15 protein-coding genes are annotated in these 17,914 nt (G+C 71.3%); 7 read left to right on the top strand and 8 right to left on the bottom strand.

The window, feature by feature from the left end; translation table 11 throughout:
* Positions 1-19 precede the first annotated feature (19 nt).
* Together AVW09_RS10440 and AVW09_RS10445 are read right to left on the bottom strand one after the other, a co-directional pair.
* Positions 20-841: an aldo/keto reductase gene (locus AVW09_RS10440; protein WP_063258012.1), complete on the bottom strand. Its 822-nt coding sequence runs from the start codon at positions 839-841 to the stop codon at positions 20-22.
* 36 nt (positions 842-877) lie between these two features.
* The gene (locus AVW09_RS10445; RefSeq protein ID WP_063258139.1) at positions 878-2,674 is read right to left on the bottom strand and encodes a proline--tRNA ligase; all 1,797 of its coding nucleotides are present in this window, start codon (positions 2,672-2,674) and stop codon (positions 878-880) included.
* A 78-nt stretch (positions 2,675-2,752) separates the two neighbouring features.
* Here AVW09_RS10445 and AVW09_RS10450 point away from each other — a divergent pair, with 78 nt between their 5' ends.
* Positions 2,753-3,565 (top strand): hypothetical protein, encoded by an 813-nt coding sequence (locus AVW09_RS10450; protein WP_063258013.1) that lies wholly within the window; start codon positions 2,753-2,755, stop codon positions 3,563-3,565.
* 87 nt (positions 3,566-3,652) lie between these two features.
* Here the strand turns inward: AVW09_RS10450 and AVW09_RS10455 are convergent, their stop codons facing one another.
* Positions 3,653-4,864 (bottom strand): benzoate/H(+) symporter BenE family transporter, encoded by a 1,212-nt coding sequence (locus AVW09_RS10455; protein ID WP_063258014.1) that lies wholly within the window; start codon positions 4,862-4,864, stop codon positions 3,653-3,655.
* 66 nt (positions 4,865-4,930) lie between these two features.
* Positions 4,931-6,082, bottom strand: coding sequence for a flavodoxin-dependent (E)-4-hydroxy-3-methylbut-2-enyl-diphosphate synthase (gene ispG, locus AVW09_RS10460; protein ID WP_197462609.1), 1,152 nt, complete (start codon positions 6,080-6,082; stop codon positions 4,931-4,933).
* A gap of 204 nt (positions 6,083-6,286) precedes the next feature.
* Here ispG and AVW09_RS10465 point away from each other — a divergent pair, with 204 nt between their 5' ends.
* Positions 6,287-8,185, top strand: coding sequence for a chorismate-binding protein (locus AVW09_RS10465; RefSeq protein WP_063258015.1), 1,899 nt, complete (start codon positions 6,287-6,289; stop codon positions 8,183-8,185).
* Positions 8,186-8,270: 85 nt separating this feature from the next.
* Here AVW09_RS10465 and AVW09_RS10470 read toward each other — a convergent pair whose 3' ends face one another.
* Positions 8,271-9,587, bottom strand: coding sequence for a M50 family metallopeptidase (locus AVW09_RS10470; RefSeq protein ID WP_063258016.1), 1,317 nt, complete (start codon positions 9,585-9,587; stop codon positions 8,271-8,273).
* Positions 9,588-9,674: 87 nt separating this feature from the next.
* Between AVW09_RS10470 and AVW09_RS10475 the strand changes: the two genes are divergently transcribed.
* The gene (locus tag AVW09_RS10475) at positions 9,675-11,333 is read left to right on the top strand and encodes a Mur ligase family protein (protein WP_063258017.1); all 1,659 of its coding nucleotides are present in this window, start codon (positions 9,675-9,677) and stop codon (positions 11,331-11,333) included.
* A gap of 154 nt (positions 11,334-11,487) precedes the next feature.
* On the opposite strand, the gene dxr is transcribed toward AVW09_RS10475, so the two are convergent.
* Together dxr and AVW09_RS10485 are read right to left on the bottom strand one after the other, a co-directional pair.
* A complete protein-coding gene (gene dxr / locus AVW09_RS10480) occupies positions 11,488-12,570 on the bottom strand; it encodes a 1-deoxy-D-xylulose-5-phosphate reductoisomerase (RefSeq protein WP_063258018.1) in 1,083 nt (360 codons plus the stop codon).
* Between the two features lie 9 nt (positions 12,571-12,579).
* Positions 12,580-13,545, bottom strand: a complete 966-nt coding sequence (locus AVW09_RS10485; protein ID WP_063258019.1) for an FKBP-type peptidyl-prolyl cis-trans isomerase — start codon at positions 13,543-13,545, stop codon at positions 12,580-12,582.
* A gap of 172 nt (positions 13,546-13,717) precedes the next feature.
* Here AVW09_RS10485 and AVW09_RS10490 point away from each other — a divergent pair, with 172 nt between their 5' ends.
* The 4 genes from AVW09_RS10490 (at position 13,718) to dhaM (ending at position 16,889) form a co-directional block, all read left to right on the top strand.
* Entirely contained in the window at positions 13,718-14,419 is a 702-nt protein-coding gene (locus tag AVW09_RS10490; RefSeq protein WP_231901821.1) for a lysophospholipid acyltransferase family protein, read from the top strand.
* A gap of 126 nt (positions 14,420-14,545) precedes the next feature.
* Entirely contained in the window at positions 14,546-15,541 is a 996-nt protein-coding gene (gene dhaK / locus AVW09_RS10495; protein ID WP_063258021.1) for a dihydroxyacetone kinase subunit DhaK, read from the top strand.
* Positions 15,538-16,173, top strand: coding sequence for a dihydroxyacetone kinase subunit DhaL (gene dhaL / locus AVW09_RS10500; RefSeq protein WP_063258141.1), 636 nt, complete (start codon positions 15,538-15,540; stop codon positions 16,171-16,173). The genes dhaK and dhaL overlap by 4 nt, the downstream gene beginning before the upstream one ends.
* Positions 16,170-16,889 carry a dihydroxyacetone kinase phosphoryl donor subunit DhaM gene (gene dhaM, locus AVW09_RS10505; protein ID WP_063258022.1) on the top strand — a complete coding sequence of 240 codons (720 nt, stop codon included), beginning with the start codon at positions 16,170-16,172 and terminating at the stop codon, positions 16,887-16,889. The genes dhaL and dhaM overlap by 4 nt, the downstream gene beginning before the upstream one ends.
* Positions 16,890-16,904: 15 nt before the next feature.
* Here dhaM and AVW09_RS10510 read toward each other — a convergent pair whose 3' ends face one another.
* Complete coding sequence (locus AVW09_RS10510) at positions 16,905-17,870, bottom strand: sugar-binding transcriptional regulator (RefSeq protein WP_022878079.1); 966 nt, start codon at positions 17,868-17,870, stop codon at positions 16,905-16,907.
* Positions 17,871-17,914 lie beyond the last annotated feature (44 nt).

A 17,914-nucleotide genomic window follows, 5' to 3' on the forward strand; every position in this document is an offset into this window, starting at 1 on the left:
CGCAACCGGACGACGGATCTCAGTCGAGGTCGGGGTTGCGTCCGGTGCGCTCGCCCGTATCGAGCGTCGCGATCCGCGCGTGGTCGTCGGCATCCAGGGTGAAATCGAACACGTCGCCGTTCTCACGGAGACGATCGAGCGACACCGACTTCGGGAACACGACGAGGCCGCGGTCGAGGTGCCACCGGATCACGACCTGCGCCGGCGTCTTGCCGTACCGCGCGGCGATCTCGGCGAGCACCGGCGCGTCGAGCAGGCCGCCCCGGGCCAGGGGCGCCCACGACTCGGTGACGATCCCGTGCTGCGTGTTCCACTCGACGAGCTCGTGCTGCGGGAACCGGGGGTGCAGCTCCACCTGGTCGATCACGGGGAGCACGCCGGTCTCGTCACGCAGACGCTCGATGTGCACGGGCGAGAAGTTGCTCACGCCGATCGAGGTGACGCGACCCTCCTCCCGCAGACGCACCAGGGCGCGCCAGGTGTCGACGTAGCGGTCGGCGCTCGGGATGGGCCAGTGGATGAGGTAGAGATCGACCCGGTCGAGTCCCAGCCGTTCGGCGCTCGCATCGAACGCGCGCAATGTCTCGTCGAACCCCTGGTCGTCGTTCCACACCTTCGTCGTGACGAAGACGTCCTCGCGCGGGAGACCCGACGCCCGGAGTCCCTGCCCGACCTCGCGCTCGTTGCCGTACAGCGCGGCCGTGTCCACGTGCCGATACCCCGCGGCGAGCGCACCGGCCACCAGATCGGCGGTGACCTCGGCCGGCACCTTGTACGTCCCGACCCCGAGCTGCGGAATCGAGGAGCCGTCGGACAGGGGCACGCGGGGCGCTGCGATCATGGCATCCACGCTATCCGGCGTAGGGACGCGACGGCCTCAGCCCTGCAGGCGCGCGAGCGCCTCGGCGACGGGGAGCGTGTCGCGCTCGCCCGTGCGGCGGTCCCAGAGCTCGACCTCGCCGTCCGCGGCACCGCGGCCCACGATGAGGATGCGCGGGATGCCGACGAGCTCGGCGTCGCCGAACTTGACCCCCGGCGAGACCTTCGGGCGGTCGTCGTACAACACGTCGAAGCCGGCGGCCTCGAGCTGCTCGGACACGGACGCCGCGAGGTCGAACGCGACCGCATCGCGGCCGGTCGCGACCACGTGGACGTCGAACGGCGCGACCGACGGAGGCCAGATGAGGCCCTTGTCGTCGTTGTTGAGCTCGGCGATGATCGCGAGGATGCGCGTCACGCCGATGCCGTAGGACCCCATCGTGACCGTCGCGAGCTTGCCGTTCTCGTCGAGCACCTTCAGCCCCAGCGCTTCGGCGTACTTGCGACCGAGCTGGAAGACGTGCCCGATCTCCATGCCGCGCGCCAACTCCACGGGGCCCGACCCGTCGGGGGCGGGGTCGCCGGCGCGCACGGTCGCGGCCTCGACGAAGCCGTCGCCCACGAAGTCGCGGCCCGCGACGAGCGAGTGCACGTGCTTCTGGTCGATGTTGGCACCGGTGATCCACGCGGTGCCGTCGACCACGCGCGGGTCGAGCAGGTACCGGATGCCGGTCGCCGACTCCTCGCCCAGCACGGGGCCCGTAGCCGACCAGGGGCCGATGTAGCCCTTCACGAGGAGGGGGTTCTTTTCGAAGTCGGCCTCGGTTGCGGCCTCGACCTCGGCCGGCGCGAACGCCACCTCGACGCGCTTGTCGTCGATGTCGCGGTCACCGGGGATGCCGACGACGACGATCTCGCGGGTGCCGTCGAGGTGCGTCAGGGCGAGCACGACGTTCTTGAGCGTGTGCGCGGCCGTCCACTCCGCGGCGTCCGCCGTCGCGGGGCCGGCGATACCGGGCGCCGGGGCGTCCAACACCGCGTTGGCGTGGTCGACGAGCGTCGCGATCGTGGGGGTGTTGGGCGAATCGAAGATCACCGGCTCGGGCTGTCCCTCGATCGGCAGCGCCTCGGGCACCTCGGTCGTGAAGGCCTCGACATTCGCGGCGTAGCCGCCGGCCGAGCGCACGAAGGTGTCCTCGCCGATGGGCGTCGGGTGCAGGAACTCCTCCGACTTCGAGCCGCCCATGGCGCCCGCGTCGGCCGCGACGATGACGTACTCGAGCCCGAGACGCTGGAAGATGCGCTCGTACGCGTCGCGCTGCGCCTGGTACGAGGCATCCAGTCCTGCGTCGGTCGCGTCGAACGAGTACGCGTCCTTCATCGTGAACTCGCGGCCGCGCAGGAGGCCCGCGCGGGGCCGTGCCTCGTCGCGGTACTTGTCCTGGATCTGGTAGATCGTCAGCGGCAGGTCCTTGTAGGACGAGTACAGGTCCTTCACCAGGAGCGTGAACATCTCCTCGTGCGTGGGGGCGAGGAGGTAGTCGGCGCCCTTGCGGTCCTGCAGGCGGAACAGCGCGTCGCCGTACTCCTCCCAGCGGCCCGTGACCTCGTAGGGTTCACGGGGCAGCAGCGCCGGGAAGTGCACCTCGAAGGCTCCGGCGTTCGCCATCTCCTCGCGCACAACCGTCTCGATCTTGGCCTTGACCCTCAGCCCCAGCGGGAGCCACGCGAAGATGCCCGGGGCGTTGCGACGGATGTAACCGGCGCGCACGAGCAGGCGGTGGCTCGTGACCTCGGCATCCGAGGGATCTTCGCGGAGCGTACGGAGGAAGTAGTTCGAGAGACGGGTGACCACGATCATCGAGTCTAGAGCGGTGGATGCCACGCGTCCGTCGCAGACCCCCGCTCCTCCGGCGCATCCTAGGGTGAGGGCATGCGTCCCCGCTGGATCGCTCTCCTGAGCGCCTCTGTCGCCGTCCTGGTGGGCGTGATGACGTGGGTGGCGATCGGCGCCGGAGTGAGTGTCGGAAATGCGCTCGGCGGACTCGGGCGCGAACGCGCCGAGGCCTCTCCCGAGTTCGCGGCGACGGACGTCTTCTCGGTCTCGCCCGACGGCAGTCTCACCCCGCGTCCGGACGGCCGGTCGAGCCGGGTCTGGAGCGAGCTCCTGCGTGTGACGACGCCAGAGTTCGCGGCATCCATGATCACGGAGTACCAGACCGGCGACGACCCCGACAGCGACACCCTCGCCTACGTCGCGAGCGCCGACGATCCGACGAAATGGGTGTTCGCGGCGAATCTCGCTTACGACGGCGACCGTGATCTGCTGCTGATGACGCTCATCCACGAGTACGCGCACATGCTGAGCCTCGGCACGGACGACACTGATCCTTCGGCCTTCGACTGCGACACGGAATGGGCCGGAGCGGGATGCCTCCTCCCCGACTCCGACCTGCAGCGCTTCGCCGACCGATTCTGGGCCGGGTACACCGACGCCCCCGCGCGCGACAACGTCGACGCCGACACGGCGTGGGACTTCTACCAGGCGCACGAGGAGGACTTCGTGAGCGACTACGCGGCGACCAACGTCTCCGAGGACTTCGCCGAGACGTTCTCCGCGTATGTGGTGGAGCCGGACGTGGATGCCACCGACTCGGTCGTCGCACGGAAGTTCGCGTTCTTCGACGCGCTGCCGGAATACGCCTCCGCGCGCGATCGCATCCGCGCGGAGTTCGACCTGGACTAAACCACGAACCTCGCAGTATCCCGCCGAGATCGCAGATTCGGCGAGGAATCGTGCGAACTTCGGCGGAATCTGCGAGGTTCGCGCAGCTCAGACCGCGCGTCGCCGCCCCGCGTGCAGCACGGCGCGCACCACGAGCCCGGCCAGCAGCGCCCAGAACGCCGCGCTGACCCCCGCGACCGCGACGCCCGACGCCGCGACGAGGAACGTCACCACGGCGGGTATCCGCTCGCCCGGATCGTCGATCGCCTGCTGGATCGCCGAGCCGAACGCGGCGAACAGCGCCACGCCCGCGACGGCGGGGATCACGCCCGCGGGCGCGAGCAGGACGAGCGCCGCGAAGGCAGATGAGAGCCCGGCGAGCACGAAGTACGAGCCGCCGACCGAAATGCTCGCGAGCCACCGGCGGTTCGGATCGGGATGCGAGTCGGGTCCTGCCGCGATGGCGGCGCTGATGGCTCCGAGGTTGACGGCGTGGCCGCCGGCGGTCGCGGCCAGGGCTGAGCCGAGCCCGGTGACGATCATCGCCGGCCGCCACGGAACGGTGTACCCGAGGCTCCGCATCACGGCGACCCCGGGCACGTTCTGCGATGCCATGGTCACCACGAACAGCGGGATACCGATGCCGACCACCGAGCCGAACGTGAGGGTGGGCATGACGAACTCCACGCGGGGAACGAGAGTCGCCGGGTCCACCTGCGCGCCGGACCGGACGATCCCGATCACGATCACGACCGTCGCGGCCACGAACGCCAGGGGCACGGCCCAGCGCGGTAGCAACCGCGCGGCGACGAGCCACACGACGAGCACCGGCGCCACACCCCACGGGTCCGACAGCAGGCCGGTGAACGGCGCGACGCACAGCGGCAGCAGGACTCCCGCGAGCATCGCCTGCGCGATCGACGGCGGGATGCGGGCGATGAGCGCGCCGAGCGGCGGGAAGAAGCCCGCGAGCAGGATCAGGACCGCCGAGACCAGGAACCCGCCCACGACAGCGGGCCAGCCACCGTCGACGGCGCCGGTGGCGGCGAGCAGCGCGACACCGGGCGTGGACCACGCGATCGTGATCGGCATCCGGTAGCGGGCCCCGACGAAGAGGCATCCGAAGCCGATGACGACGCAGAGGGCCAGCAGACCGCTCGCAGCCTGGTCGGCGGTCGCTCCGACGCCCCGGAGGCCGGTGAGGACGACGGCGAACGTGCTGGTGAACCCGACGAGCGCGGTGATGACACCGGCGACGATCGGACGGATCGCGGACGCGTCGAGGTGGGGGGATGCGGGGGCGGCGGCGGAAGCGGACATACGACTTCCGACGCTATCGGGTCCCGCGCACGCCGAACGCGGGCCACCGCCGCACGGGTGGCCTCGTCAGGCCGTGATGACCTGCGCGGTGCCGGGGGCGGCGTTCGGGCCCATCTCGTCGGCGAGGCGGTTGGCCTCTTCGATGAGCGTCTGGACGATGTCGGCCTCGGGCACGGTCTTGATGACCTGGCCCTTCACGAAGATCTGTCCCTTGCCGTTGCCGGACGCGACACCCAGGTCGGCCTCGCGGGCCTCACCGGGACCGTTGACGACGCAGCCCATGACGGCGACGCGCAGCGGCACCGTCATGTCCTTGAGGCCCTCGGTGACGTTGTCGGCGAGGGTGTAGACGTCGACCTGCGCGCGACCGCACGAGGGGCACGAGACGATCTCGAGCTTGCGCTCGCGGAGGTTCAGCGACTGCAGGATCTGGTGGCCGACCTTGACCTCTTCGGCCGGCGGCGCCGAGAGCGAGACGCGGATGGTGTCACCGATGCCCTCGGAGAGCAGGATGCCGAAGGCGGTGGCGCTCTTGATGGTGCCCTGGAACGCGGGCCCGGCCTCGGTGACACCGAGGTGCAGGGGCCAGTCGCCCCGCTCGGCGAGGAGGCGGTAGGCCTTCACCATGACGATGGGGTCGTTGTGCTTGACCGAGATCTTGAAGTCGTGGAAGTCGTGCTCTTCGAACAGCGAGGCCTCCCACACGGCGCTCTCGACGAGTGCCTCGGGCGTGGCCTTGCCGTACTTCTCGAGCAGGCGCCGGTCGAGCGAGCCGGCGTTGACGCCGATGCGGAGCGAGACTCCCGCGTCCTTCGCGGCCTTGGCGATCGCGCCGACCTGATCGTCGAACTTGCGGATGTTGCCGGGGTTCACACGCACAGCGCCGCACCCGGCGTCGATGGCCTGGAAGACGTACTTCGGCTGGAAGTGGATGTCCGCGATGACCGGGATCTGGCTCTTCTTGGCGATGATGTGCAGCACGTCCGCGTCGTCCTGCGACGGGACGGCGACGCGCACGATCTCGCAACCGGATGCCGTGAGCTCGGCGATCTGCTGCAGCGTGGCGTTGATGTTGGTCGTGGGCGTGGTGGTCATCGACTGGACGCTGACGGGAGCGTCACCGCCGACGAGGACCTTGCCGACGCGGATCTGGCGGGTCTTGCGACGGGGAGCGAGGACCTCCGGCACGCGGGGCATCCCGATGTTCACTGCAGGCACGCCCCCAGCCTACGCCGCCGCACCCGGGCGGGGGCGGAGGGCCGCTCTGTGATAAATTCAGCGCCATGCGCGCGTATACCGGCTGGTGGCCCACCGTCTAGGCGGTGAGCACGCGTGCGACAGACCGCCCTCCCTCGGGATCGGGGCGGTCTTCGTGTTTCCGGCGGCCGCTCCGGACCCTCGATCACTGACGGAAGTACTTCGATGACCGGGCCCGACCCCTCCTCCTTGATCCACGACCTCCTCGCCAGCGACGCGCCCTTCGCGCTGATCGCCCGCGACGACGCGACGGTCGAGGTGCTCACCGGCACCGTCGTCGACGTCGAGCTGCTGGCCGACATCCCGCTCGTCGACGCCGACGGCGCACCGCGCGAGGTGCTGGCACTGGTCCCCTTCCGACAGGTGCGCGAGCGCGGGTTCGTCTGCCACGACGACGGCGCGCCGCTCCGCTGCCTCGTGATCGAGGAACGGATGCCACTCCCCCGCGCCGAGGTCATGGCATCCCTCCCCTCCTCCCCCGTCGCCCTGCAGGACGCCGGATTCGACATCGACGACGAGGCCTATGCCGACATCGTGCGCCGGGTGATCGCGGACGAGATCGGCCGCGGCGAGGGCGCGAACTTCGTCATTCGCCGCGACTTCGTCGCCGGGGTCGACGCCGACCCGCGGGTCGCCGCGCTGACGTGGTTCCGCGCGCTCCTCGAGCACGAGAAGGGCGCGTACTGGACGTTCGCGGTCGTGACGCCCGGGCACGTCGCCGTCGGCGCCAGCCCCGAGGCGCACGTAAGCGCCCGCGACGGCGTCGTCACGATGAACCCCATCTCGGGCACGTTCCGGCACCCGCGGGGCGGCGCCACGGCGGAGACCCTCGCGGAGTTCCTCCGGTCGACCAAGGAGACCGAGGAGCTGTTCATGGTCGTCGACGAGGAGCTCAAGATGATGAGCGCCGTGTGCAGCGACGGCGGCCGCATCACGGGTCCGCACCTCAAAGAGATGTCGCGCCTCACGCACACCGAGTACATGCTGCGCGGCCGCAGCACGCTCGACCCGCGGGACATCCTGCGCGAGACGATGTTCGCACCCACCGTGACCGGTTCCCCGATGCAGAACGCGTGCACGGTGATCGCCCGTCACGAGACGGCGCCACGCGGCTACTACTCCGGCGTCGCCGCCCTGTTCACGCCGAACGGGGCGACCGAGGGCCCCACGCACGACCTCGACGCCCCGATCCTCATCCGCACCGCCTACCTCGTCGACGGCCGCCTGCGCGTTCCGGTCGGCGCGACGCTCGTGCGCCACTCCGACCCGTACGGCGAGGTCGGCGAGACGCACGGCAAGGCCGCCGGTGTGCTCGGCGCGATCGGCGCGATCCCCCGCGATGTGCCTTCGCTCCCTGCCGACGCGGACCCCGACGCGCCGGTGGCCGAGCGCCGCCCGCTCGCCGAGGACCCCGCGATCGCCGAACTGCTGGCATCCCGCAACGAGCGTCTGGCGCCGTTCTGGATGAACCCGCAGGATCCCGATGGCACCGGCCCGTTCGCGGGTCGGACGGCCCTCGTCGTGGATGCCGAGGACCGCTTCACCACGATGCTCGCGCACCAGCTGCGCCACCTCGGTCTCGACGCCCGGATCGTGCACTGGTCCGAGGCGACAGACGCGGACGTGGATGCCGCCGACCTCGTCGTTGCAGGCCCCGGACCGGGCGACCCGCGCGACGACGCCAGCCCCCGGATCGCTGCGATGCGCGCGGTCGTCGCCCGCCGCCGCGACGCGAAGGCTCCGCTCCTCGCCGTGTGCCTGAGCCACCAGATCCTCGCCGATCAAGTGGGGCTCGACCTGGCGCCGCTCGCGCAGCCGCACCAGGGTCTGCAGAAAAGCGTCGATGTGTTCGGCGAGCCCGCGTCCATCGGGTTCTACAACACCTTCACCGCGCGACTCCCCGAGACGCTGCCCCCCGGCGTCGAGATCGCGGCGGACACCGACACCGGCGACGTGTACGCCCTCCGCGGCGAGCGTTTCTCGAGCGTGCAGGGGCACCTCGAGTCGATCCTGTCGCGTGACGGCATGCGCACACTCGAGCGTCTGATCGCCGCCGCCCTCTGACGGCCGGGTGCACAACTCGTGCTCTCCGAGTCGCGTCCGGCCCGAAGTCGCGCGAAACGAGGCCCGCGCAGGAGTTGTGTCGCCGTTACAGCAGCTGCACGGGGTTGAAGACGTCCGCGAGGAACAGGATGCCGCCCATCCCGACGAGCAGGATGACCACGACGAAGGTCACGGGCACGAGCTTGGTGGCATCCACCGGCCGGGCGACCCTGCCGCGGACGCGGGCGAACCAGCGCTTGAGGCCGTCCCACAGCGCGACCACGACGTGCCCGCCGTCCAGCGGCAGAAGCGGGATGAGGTTGAAGACGAACAGGGCGATGTTCAGCGATGCCAGCAGCGCGATGATCGCCTGGACGCGCGCGAGGATCGGCGCATCGATCGCGGCGAACTCCCCGGCGAGGCGGCCGGCGCCCACGACGCTCAGCGGCCCGTTGGGGTCACGCGGCTGGCCGGTGAACAGGTCGATAGCCGTGTTGTAGACGCGCACCGGCAGCTGCGACATGATCTGCGCGACCTGGCCGACCTGCTGGATCGTGGCCTCCGGACCCGCCCAGATGGGCTGCGGCACGAGGGCCGACTGCGGCGCCAGGCCCGCGAAGCCGACGGTCTGATACTCGGGCGAGCCCGCGGCATCCAGGACGGGGTGACCGGTCGCATCCGTCACCGCCCGATTCGAGGTCGCCGGTGTGATCGTCACCGTCTGCTGCGCACCGTCCCGTTCGATGACGACGGGCAGCGCCTTCCCCGGCGAGCGCTGGATGATGGCTGCCGTCTCATCGAACGTCGAGACCGGCGTGCCGTCGACCGAGATGATGACGTCGCCGGGACGGATGCCGGCGGCCGCTGCCGGAGCGACCGGGTCGGCCGCCGTGCAATCCGTACGGTTGTCGCTGGCGGGGATCACGCACTGCGAGACCGACGCCACGGTGGTGGTGCCCGCCGTGATGCCGATCCCGCTCACCGCGATGGCCGACAGCACGAGGGCGAGGATAAGGTTCATCACCGGTCCACCGAGCATGATGATGATCCGCTTCCAGACCGGGAGCTTGTAGAAGACGCGGTCGGTGCCGGCGATCATCGTCTCGGCATTGGCATCCCGGGCGTCCTGGATCATCGTCGCGAACAGGCGCGAGCGGCGCGTCGGCTGCGCGTCGCCCTCGGGGGCGGGCGGGTACATGCCCGACATCGAGATGAATCCGCCGAGGGGCAGGAGCTTGACGCCGTACTCGGTCTCGCCGATGCGGCGCGACCACAGCGTCGGACCGAAGCCGATCATGTACTGCCCGACGCGCACGCCGAAGAGCTTCGCGGGCAGAAGGTGCCCGATCTCGTGCAGGGCGATCGAGACGGCCAGGCCGATCACGAGCACGAGCACGCCGATGAGGAAGGCGATCGCGGTCACCTGCCGACGATACCGCCGCTGTCCTTGGAACCTCCCGTGCGGCGCCGATGCGGGGCCTGTGCGGGGGCGGATGAGACAATGGCAGGGATGCCGATCGACACGCCTTCCCATCTCCCGCCCGTCCTCCGGCCGGAGCACCCGCCGCGCCGCGATCTCTCGGAGCTGGCCCGCCGTTTCGGCGTGCGCAGCATCGGTGACGTCGCGGGCACCGTTCTCACCGGCATCACGCTCGCGACCGCGGATCTCCGCGCCGGCGAGGCGTTCGTCGCGATCCGCGGCGTCAACCGCCACGGCGCGGAGTTCGCCACCACCGCCGCCGAGCGCGGCGCCGTCGCGGTCATCACCGACGAGGCGGGTGCCGAGATCGCCGCGCCGACCGGACTCCCCATCGTCGTGGTCGCCGACCCGCGCGCGCTCCTGGGCGACCTGTCGGCGTGGGTGTACGGCACCGGCCCTGACGACGACCTGCCGCAACTGCTGGCCACGACCGGCACGAACGGCAAGACGAGCGTGTCCCACCTGCTCGAAGGCATCCTGGGGCAGCTCGGGGTCGTCACGGGCCTGTCGTCCACGGCCGAGCGCCACATCGCGGGCGAGGTCATCGTGTCGCGGCTCACGACGCCCGAGGCATCCGAGTTCCACGCGCTGCTCGCCCTCATGCGCGAACGCGGCGTCGAGGCGGTCGCCGTCGAGGTGAGCGCGCAGGCGCTCACGCGGCACCGGGTGGATGGGCTGCTGTTCGACGTCGCAGGTTTCACGAACCTCACGCACGACCACCTCGACGACTACGCCGACATGCGCGAGTACTTCGAGGCGAAGCTCCCGTTGTTCCGCGCGGATCGCTCGCGGCGCGGCGTCGTGTGCCTCGACTCCCCCGCCGGCGCCGAGATCGCGGCCCGCGCCGACATCCCGGTGGTCACGATCGTCGCGCCCGCGATCGCCGCCGATCCGACCGCGGAGGCGGACTGGACCGTCGAGATCGTCGACGAGCGGCAGGACGGCACCGAATTCACGCTGCGCGACCGCGACGGGCGGTCGCTGACGACCGTGGTCCCGGTCATCGGACGCCACATGGCCGCGAACGCCGGTCTCGCGATCGTCATGCTGCTCGAGGCCGGCCACACGTGGGAGGCGCTGACCGCCGCCCTCGACGGCGGCCGCATCGCGGCATCCCTCCCCGGCCGCACGCAGCTGGTCTCGGGCCCGGAAGGTCCCGCGGTGTACGTCGACTTCGGCCACTCCCCCGACGCGTTCGAGAAGACGCTCGCCGCGGTGCGGCGCGTCACCCCCGGCCGCGTCGTCATGCTCTTCGGCGCCGACGGCGACCGCGACGCGACGAAGCGCCACGACATGGGCCGCACCGCCGTCGAGGGCAGCGACATCCTCATCGTCACCGACCACCACCCCCGGCACGAGAATCCGGATGCCATCCGCCAGGTTCTCGTGGAAGGGGCGCGCCGCGCGCGACCCGACGCCGAGATCCACGAGTTCACGCCGCCCGAGCGCGCGATCCTCGAGGCCGTGAAGCTCGTCGGCGAGGGGGACGCGATCCTGTGGGCCGGCCCCGGACACCAGGACTACCGCGACATCCGCGGGGTGCGCACGCCGTACTCGGCCCGGGAGCTCTCGCGCCGCGCCCTGCGCGCCGCCGGCTGGCCCGTGCCCGACCCGCAGTGGCCGGTCCCCTACCCTGCCGACCGCACCCCGTCGTCCGACCCCGAGCGCCCGGTCGACTTCCCGGCCTGAGCCCGGGCGCCTGCTGCCCTTCCATCGGCACGACCTGCTCGTCAGGGCGAGCACAACTCCGGCACGGTCGGTGCCGCGCCCGCGCCCGGGCGCACGAAGCCGGCATCCTGCAGGAGTTGTGCGCGTGCGGCGCGCGGCCGCCGATCCGGGGTGGTCAGAGCGCGGCGATCACCGTGTCGGCCGTGCGGCGCGCCCACGCCTCGGCGTCGGCGAGGGATTCGCGGGTGAGCTCGGCGGGGGCGTCGTGGCGATCCACGACGCGCTCGATGACCTCGACGATGCCGAGGAAGCTCAGCCGCCCCTCGTGGAAGGCATCCACCGCCTGCTCGTTGGCGGCGTTGAACACGGCGGGATAGGTGCCCCCGGCGCCACCGACGCGCTTGGCGAGGGCGACGGACCCGAAGGCCTCCTCGTCGAGCGGCTCGAACGTCCACTGGGTCGCGGCCGTCCAGTCCAGCGGCACCCCGACGCCCGCGATGCGGTGAGGCCAGTCCAGCCCGAGGGAGATCGGCAACCGCATGTCGGGCGGCGAGGCCTGCGCGATCGTCGAGCCGTCGAGGAATTCGACCATCGAGTGCACGATCGACTGCGGGTGCACCACGACGTCGATGCGCTCGTACGGCACGTCGAACAGCAGGTGCGCCTCGATGACCTCGAGTCCCTTGTTCACCAGCGTCGCGGAGTTCGTCGTGACGACGCGCCCCATATCCCACGTCGGGTGCGCAAGCGCCTGGGCGGGCGTGACGTCGCCGAGTTCCGCGCGGGAGCGCCCCCGGAACGGACCCCCGGATGCCGTGAGCACCAGGCGCCGCACCTCTTCGGGTTCGCCCGAGCGCAGCGCCTGCGCGATCGCGGAGTGCTCGGAATCGACCGGGACGATCTGGCCGGGAGCGGCCAGCCGCGTGACGAGGTCGCCCCCGACGATCAGGGACTCCTTGTTCGCCAGGGCGAGCGTGCGGCCCTCCTCGAGCGCCGCGAGGGTCGGGCCGAGCCCGACCGACCCCGTGATGCCGTTGAGCACGACGTCGGCGGGGATGTCGCGCACGAGCCGTACGGCCTCCGCGGCGCCGAGCGCCACCTCGTCGACGCCGAACTCCGCCGCCTGCGCCTCGACGCCCGCGCGGTCGGTACCGGCCGCGAGGCCGACGACCTCGAACCGGTGGGGGTTGGCGCGGATGACGTCGAGCGCCTGCGTGCCGATCGAACCGGTGGAACCGAGGATGACGACGCGACGCATCGGATCAGACTACTGACCGGACGCGTCCGCGTGCTGGACTCCGAGGATGTCGACCACGAACACGAGCGGGGCGTTGGCGGGGATGCTGCCCTGGCCCTTGTCGCCGTAGCCGTCCGAGGCCGGCATGACCACGAGGACCTGCGAACCGACGGTCTGCCCCTCGAGCGCCTTCTTGAAGCCGGGGACGACTCCGGTGGTGGCGAACTCGGCCGGCTGGCCACGCTCCCAGCTGGAGTCGAACACCGTGCCGTCGTCGTACAGCGCGCCGGTGTACTGCACGATGACCTGGTCGCCGGGGTTCACGACGTCGCCGTCGCCCTGGCGGAGGTTGACCACGCGCGTCTCGGTGGGCGCCGGGGCGTCCGGCATCGTGATGGTGGGCGCGCCCTTGTCGTCGAAGGTCACGGTGGGCATGCCCTCGGCCGGGGCGACCTCGGTGCCGTCGGCGCGCGTCGGGAGTTCCTCGAGGGCGTCGGCCACGAGCACGAACGCCGGCGATCCCTCGCCGAGCGCACCGGCGGGGAACGCCGAGACCGTGCGCGAACCGATCGTCGCGCACTCGAGAGCCGCGCCGAAGATCTGCTGCGACGAGATGAGGGTGTCCATGCCGTCGGGCGCCGAGGTCTGGGAGTCCAGCTGAACCTGGCCGGTAGCGGCATCCACCAGCGTGAAGTTGGCACGCAGGACATCGCCGGCGCGCACCTGCTGGCCGGTGCCCTCGATGAGCGTGGAGCGCTCGAGACCGGCGGGGGCGTAGCCGGAGGGCAGGGTGACCTGCACCTTGCCCTTGAAGTCGCCCGACACCTGCACGTCGCCGGACGCCTCGCCCTGGGAGAGGGCGCTCTGGCACGCGCCCGGGTCCGCCGAGCCGCTGGCGTCCGGGGTGGAGCTGTCGGTCGACGAGCCGGTGCACCCCGCCAGCAGCAGGACCGCGGCAGCGGCGACGGACAGGGAAGCGATCGGGCGGAAGCGCACGGCAGACCTCTCGAAGACGATGGGAACCGACCCATCATCCCCCATCCCCCTTTGCCGTCGCTGGGAGCCCCCGACCGGCAACCCCATGCACGGGGGCGCATGCGGCGCACAGTAGCCTCGATGGGTGAGCTCCGACGAACCGGGCGGCACCCCCGCCGTCCCACCGAAGCAGATGGGCGCGGCCTACGGCCTCGGGCGTTTCTTCATCGCCCCGCTCGCCCGCGCCGTCTACCGCCCGCGCGTCGAAGGACGCGACAACGTCCCGCGGACGGGGCCGGTGATCTTCGCGAGCAACCACCTGTCGTTCATCGACTCCATCGCCATCCCGGTCGCCTCGCCCCGGCCGGTGCACTTCCTCGCGAAGTCGGCGTACTTCGAGAAGTGGGCGTCTCGCCAATTCTTCACCGCCATCGGTGCGATCCCGGTCGAGCGCGGCGCGGGTCAAGCGGCGCTGGACGCACTCGACCAGCAGCGCGCACTCCTCGAGGACGGCCGCGCCGTGGCCCTGTATCCCGAGGGCACGCGCTCTCTCGACGGCCGGCTCTACAAGGGCCGCACCGGGGTCGCGTTCCTCGCACTGCAGACCGGAGCCCCGGTCGTTCCCGTCGGCCTCATCGGCACCGACAAGGTCATGCCGGTCGGGGCGAAAGTGCCCACGACGAAAGAACGCATCACCGTGCGGTTCGGCGCACCGCTCGACCTCTCCCCGCACGGCGCCGCGTCCTCCGGCCGTGCGCGCCGCGGTGCGACGGACGAGATCATGGCCGCCATCCACGCCCTCAGCGAGCAGGAACTGGCGAACGCGTACAACGAGGTTCCCGCGCAGACTCCGCTCGAGCGCATCAAGCAGGTCCTGCCGCACGAACGCATCTGAGCGGACGTCCGGCACGTGGCACGCTCCGACGAGGAGGGCCCATAGACCCTTGACGCGACGCGTCCCGGCGAGCATGGTCTGAAGAGGCGGGCCCGAACCCGCCTCAGCCACGACGAGGAGGCACCCGTGAAGAAGTTCGTCAACGACCCGGCCGACGTGCTGGCGGAAGCCCTGCGAGGGATCCACGCCGCTCACCCGGAGCTTCGGATCGACACCGAGAACCGCGTCATCCTGCGCGGTGAACCCACGCGCGAGGGCAAGGTCGCGCTCGTCTCCGGCGGCGGTTCGGGTCACGAGCCGATGCACGGCGGCTTCGTCGGGCGCGGCATGCTCGACGCCGCGGCAGCCGGAGAGGTGTTCACCTCCCCCACTCCCGACCAGGTGCTCGCGGCGACGCAGGCCGTGGATTCCGGCGCGGGCGTGCTGCACATCGTGAAGAACTACACCGGCGACGTGCTGAACTTCGAGATGGCCGCCGAGCTCGCGGCCGCCGAGGGCGTCCGCGTCGAGTCCGTCGTGGTCGCCGACGACGTCGCGGTCCAGGACTCGACGTGGACCGCGGGCCGCCGCGGCACCGGCACCACCGTGATCCTCGAGAAGATCGTCGGCGCCCTCGCCGAGGAGGGGGCCGACCTCGACGCCGTGGCCGCGCTCGCCCGCCGCGTGTCCGAGGCGGGACGTTCGATGGGCGTCGCCCTCACGAGCTGCACGGTTCCCGCTGTCGGCCACCCGACGTTCGAGCTGCCCGACGACGAGATGGAGGTGGGGGTCGGCATCCACGGAGAACCGGGCCGCACCCGCGTCAAGCTCGCCTCCGCGCACGAGATCGCGAAACTCATGGTCGACCCGATCGTCCACGACTTCGGCGAGCCGGTCGGACCCGCGATCGTGCTGCTGTCGGGGCTCGGCGGCACGCCGCTCATCGAGCAGTACCTGCTCTACGGCGAGATCGCGCCGCTCCTCGCGGAGGCCGGGGTCGACGTGCAGCGCGTGCTGATCGGGGACTACATCACGAGCCTCGACATGGCCGGCGCCTCGCTCACCGTGGTCAAAGCCGATGACGAGTTCCTGCGCCTGTGGGACGCACCCGTCGTCACCCCCGGACTCCGGTGGGGCGCATGAGCGACGCCGTCACGACCGACGATCTCGTCGCCTGGATCCGTGCGTTCCGGGATGCCGTACAGGAGCACCGCGATGAGCTCACCGCCCTGGACTCGGCGATCGGCGACGCCGATCACGGCTCGAACATGGCCCGCGGCCTCGATGCCGTCGTCGCCAAGCTCGAGACGCCGCCCGCATCTCCGGCCGAGCTCTTCAAGACGGTCGGTATGACCCTCGTCTCGTCGGTGGGCGGTGCGAGCGGTCCGCTGTACGGGACGTTCTTCCTGCGCATCGGCCCCGCTCTCACCGATCCCGCGGATGCCACCGCGCTCGGTGCCGCCCTCCGGGCCGGGACCGAAGGCGTCGTGGCCCGCGGCAAGGCCGAGCCGGGTGACAAGACGATGGTCGACGCGCAACTCCCCGCCCTCGCGGCGTGGGATGACGCCGTCGCCTCGGGCGCGGATGCGAGGGGCGCCGCAGCGGCCGCGGCCCAGGCCGCCGAGCAGGGCCGGGATGCGACCGCGCCCCTCGTCGCGCGCAAGGGACGCGCGAGCTACCTCGGCGAGCGCAGCGCCGGACACATCGATCCGGGGGCGGCCTCGTCGGCGCTCCTCTTCCGCACGCTGAGCGACACCTTGGCGGCCCGCGGGTGATCGGCATCGTCGCGGTCTCGCACAGCCGCCCGCTCGCCGAGGCCGCGGTCGATCTGGCGCTGAGGATGGGCGGCGACGACCCGCCCGCCGTCCGTGTCGCGGCCGGAGGTCCGGACGGCGACCTCGGAACGGATGCCACGGCGATCGCGGCCGCACTCGACGAGGTCGATTCGGGGGATGGCGTCCTGGTCCTGATGGACCTCGGGTCGGCGCTGTTGAGCGCGGAGATGGCGCTCGAGTTCGCCGCGACCCCCGACCGCGTCGTCCTGAGCCCCGCCCCGTTCGTCGAGGGTCTCGTGAGCGCCGTCGTGACCGCCGCGGGCGGTGCGACGCTCACGGCGGTCGCCGCCGAGGTCGCGGGGGCGGCCGAGGCCAAGCGACGTCAGCTCGGCGACCCTTCGGAGGACGCGCCCGCCCCGGCGCCGACGCCTCCGTCCGAGGACCTCTCGTTCGAGACGACGGTGATCAACCCCTCGGGTCTGCACGCCCGCCCGGCCGCGACGTTCGTCAAGGCGGCTTCGCGCTTCGACGCGGACGTGCAGATCGCGGAGGTGGGGGGCGAGACGCCCCCGGTGTCGGCGCGGAGCCTGCTGGCCCTCATGGCCCTCGGCGTCCGCCAGGGCACGAGAGTCCGGGTGACGGCATCCGGCCCGCAGGCTCAGGACGCGCTGAACGAACTCCGCGCGCTGATCGACGAGGGTTTCGGCGAGGTGTGACGCGGCGTCGTCTGCTCAGCGCGTGACGCTGAGCAGACGACGCGCGAGCGCCTCCTCGACCACGAGCTCGGTGACGAGGCCGGCGGCCAGCGCGCCTCGGAGGGCGGTGAGCTTGGACAGGCTCGACACGACGCAGAACCGGCGCGGGATCCGCCGCACGGTGTCGAGGTCCGGTCCGCTCGAGCGGGCGTTGAGTTCGGGGATGTCCCAGGATCCGTCGACGCGATAGAACACCGTCGCGCAGTCGCCGACGACGCCCTCCCGCTCGATGATCGCGCGATCGCGCTCGTCGAAGTAATCGCCGCTGTAGACATGCGAGGGCACATCGGCGTGCGGCGACCCGAGGCCGAAGACGAAGAGCCCGACCCGCTGCTGGATCTCCAGCACCGACCGCACCGAGCGTTCCCGCCACATCGCCTGCTTGGTCCGCGGGTCGTCGAAGAGGGCGGGCACCGGGAATTGGTGCACCGAGGAGGACCATGCCGCCCCGAGTTTCGACAGGATCTCCCCCGCATACGGGATGCCGGATGTCCGGAGGTTCGCGGCCCCGTTCATCTGCACGATGTGGGTGTCGTGCACGTCCTTCGAGGGCACGTGACGCGCGATGGCGGAGAGGGTCGACCCCCAGGCGATACCGATCGTCATCGACGACTCGATGCGCTCGGCGAGGATGCGCGCCGCGGTGAGGGCGGTGCGCTCGAGCCGCTCGGCCTCGGACGTCCGCGCCGGTGTCGGCACGACGTGCGCGGTGATTCCGAACCGGTCGGCGATGCGCTGGGCCATCTGGCCGCGGGCGTCATCGGGAGGGCTGATCGAGATGGTGACGAGCCCGACGTCGCGCGCGTGCTGAAGCAGCCGCGACACGGAGGACCGCGAGACTCGCATCTCGTGGGCGATGGCATCCATCGTCAGGTCCTGCATGTAGTAGAGCTGCGCGGCACGCAATGCGTCCCGGGAGCGCTCCTCGGTCTGGGTCGTCATGACCGCCCTTTCGTCGAATGCTCATTCTGCACGTTTGTTCAAGG

It is taken from the genome of Microbacterium sp. T32 (assembly GCF_001619615.1).
Classification (GTDB): Bacteria; Actinomycetota; Actinomycetes; order Actinomycetales; family Microbacteriaceae; genus Microbacterium.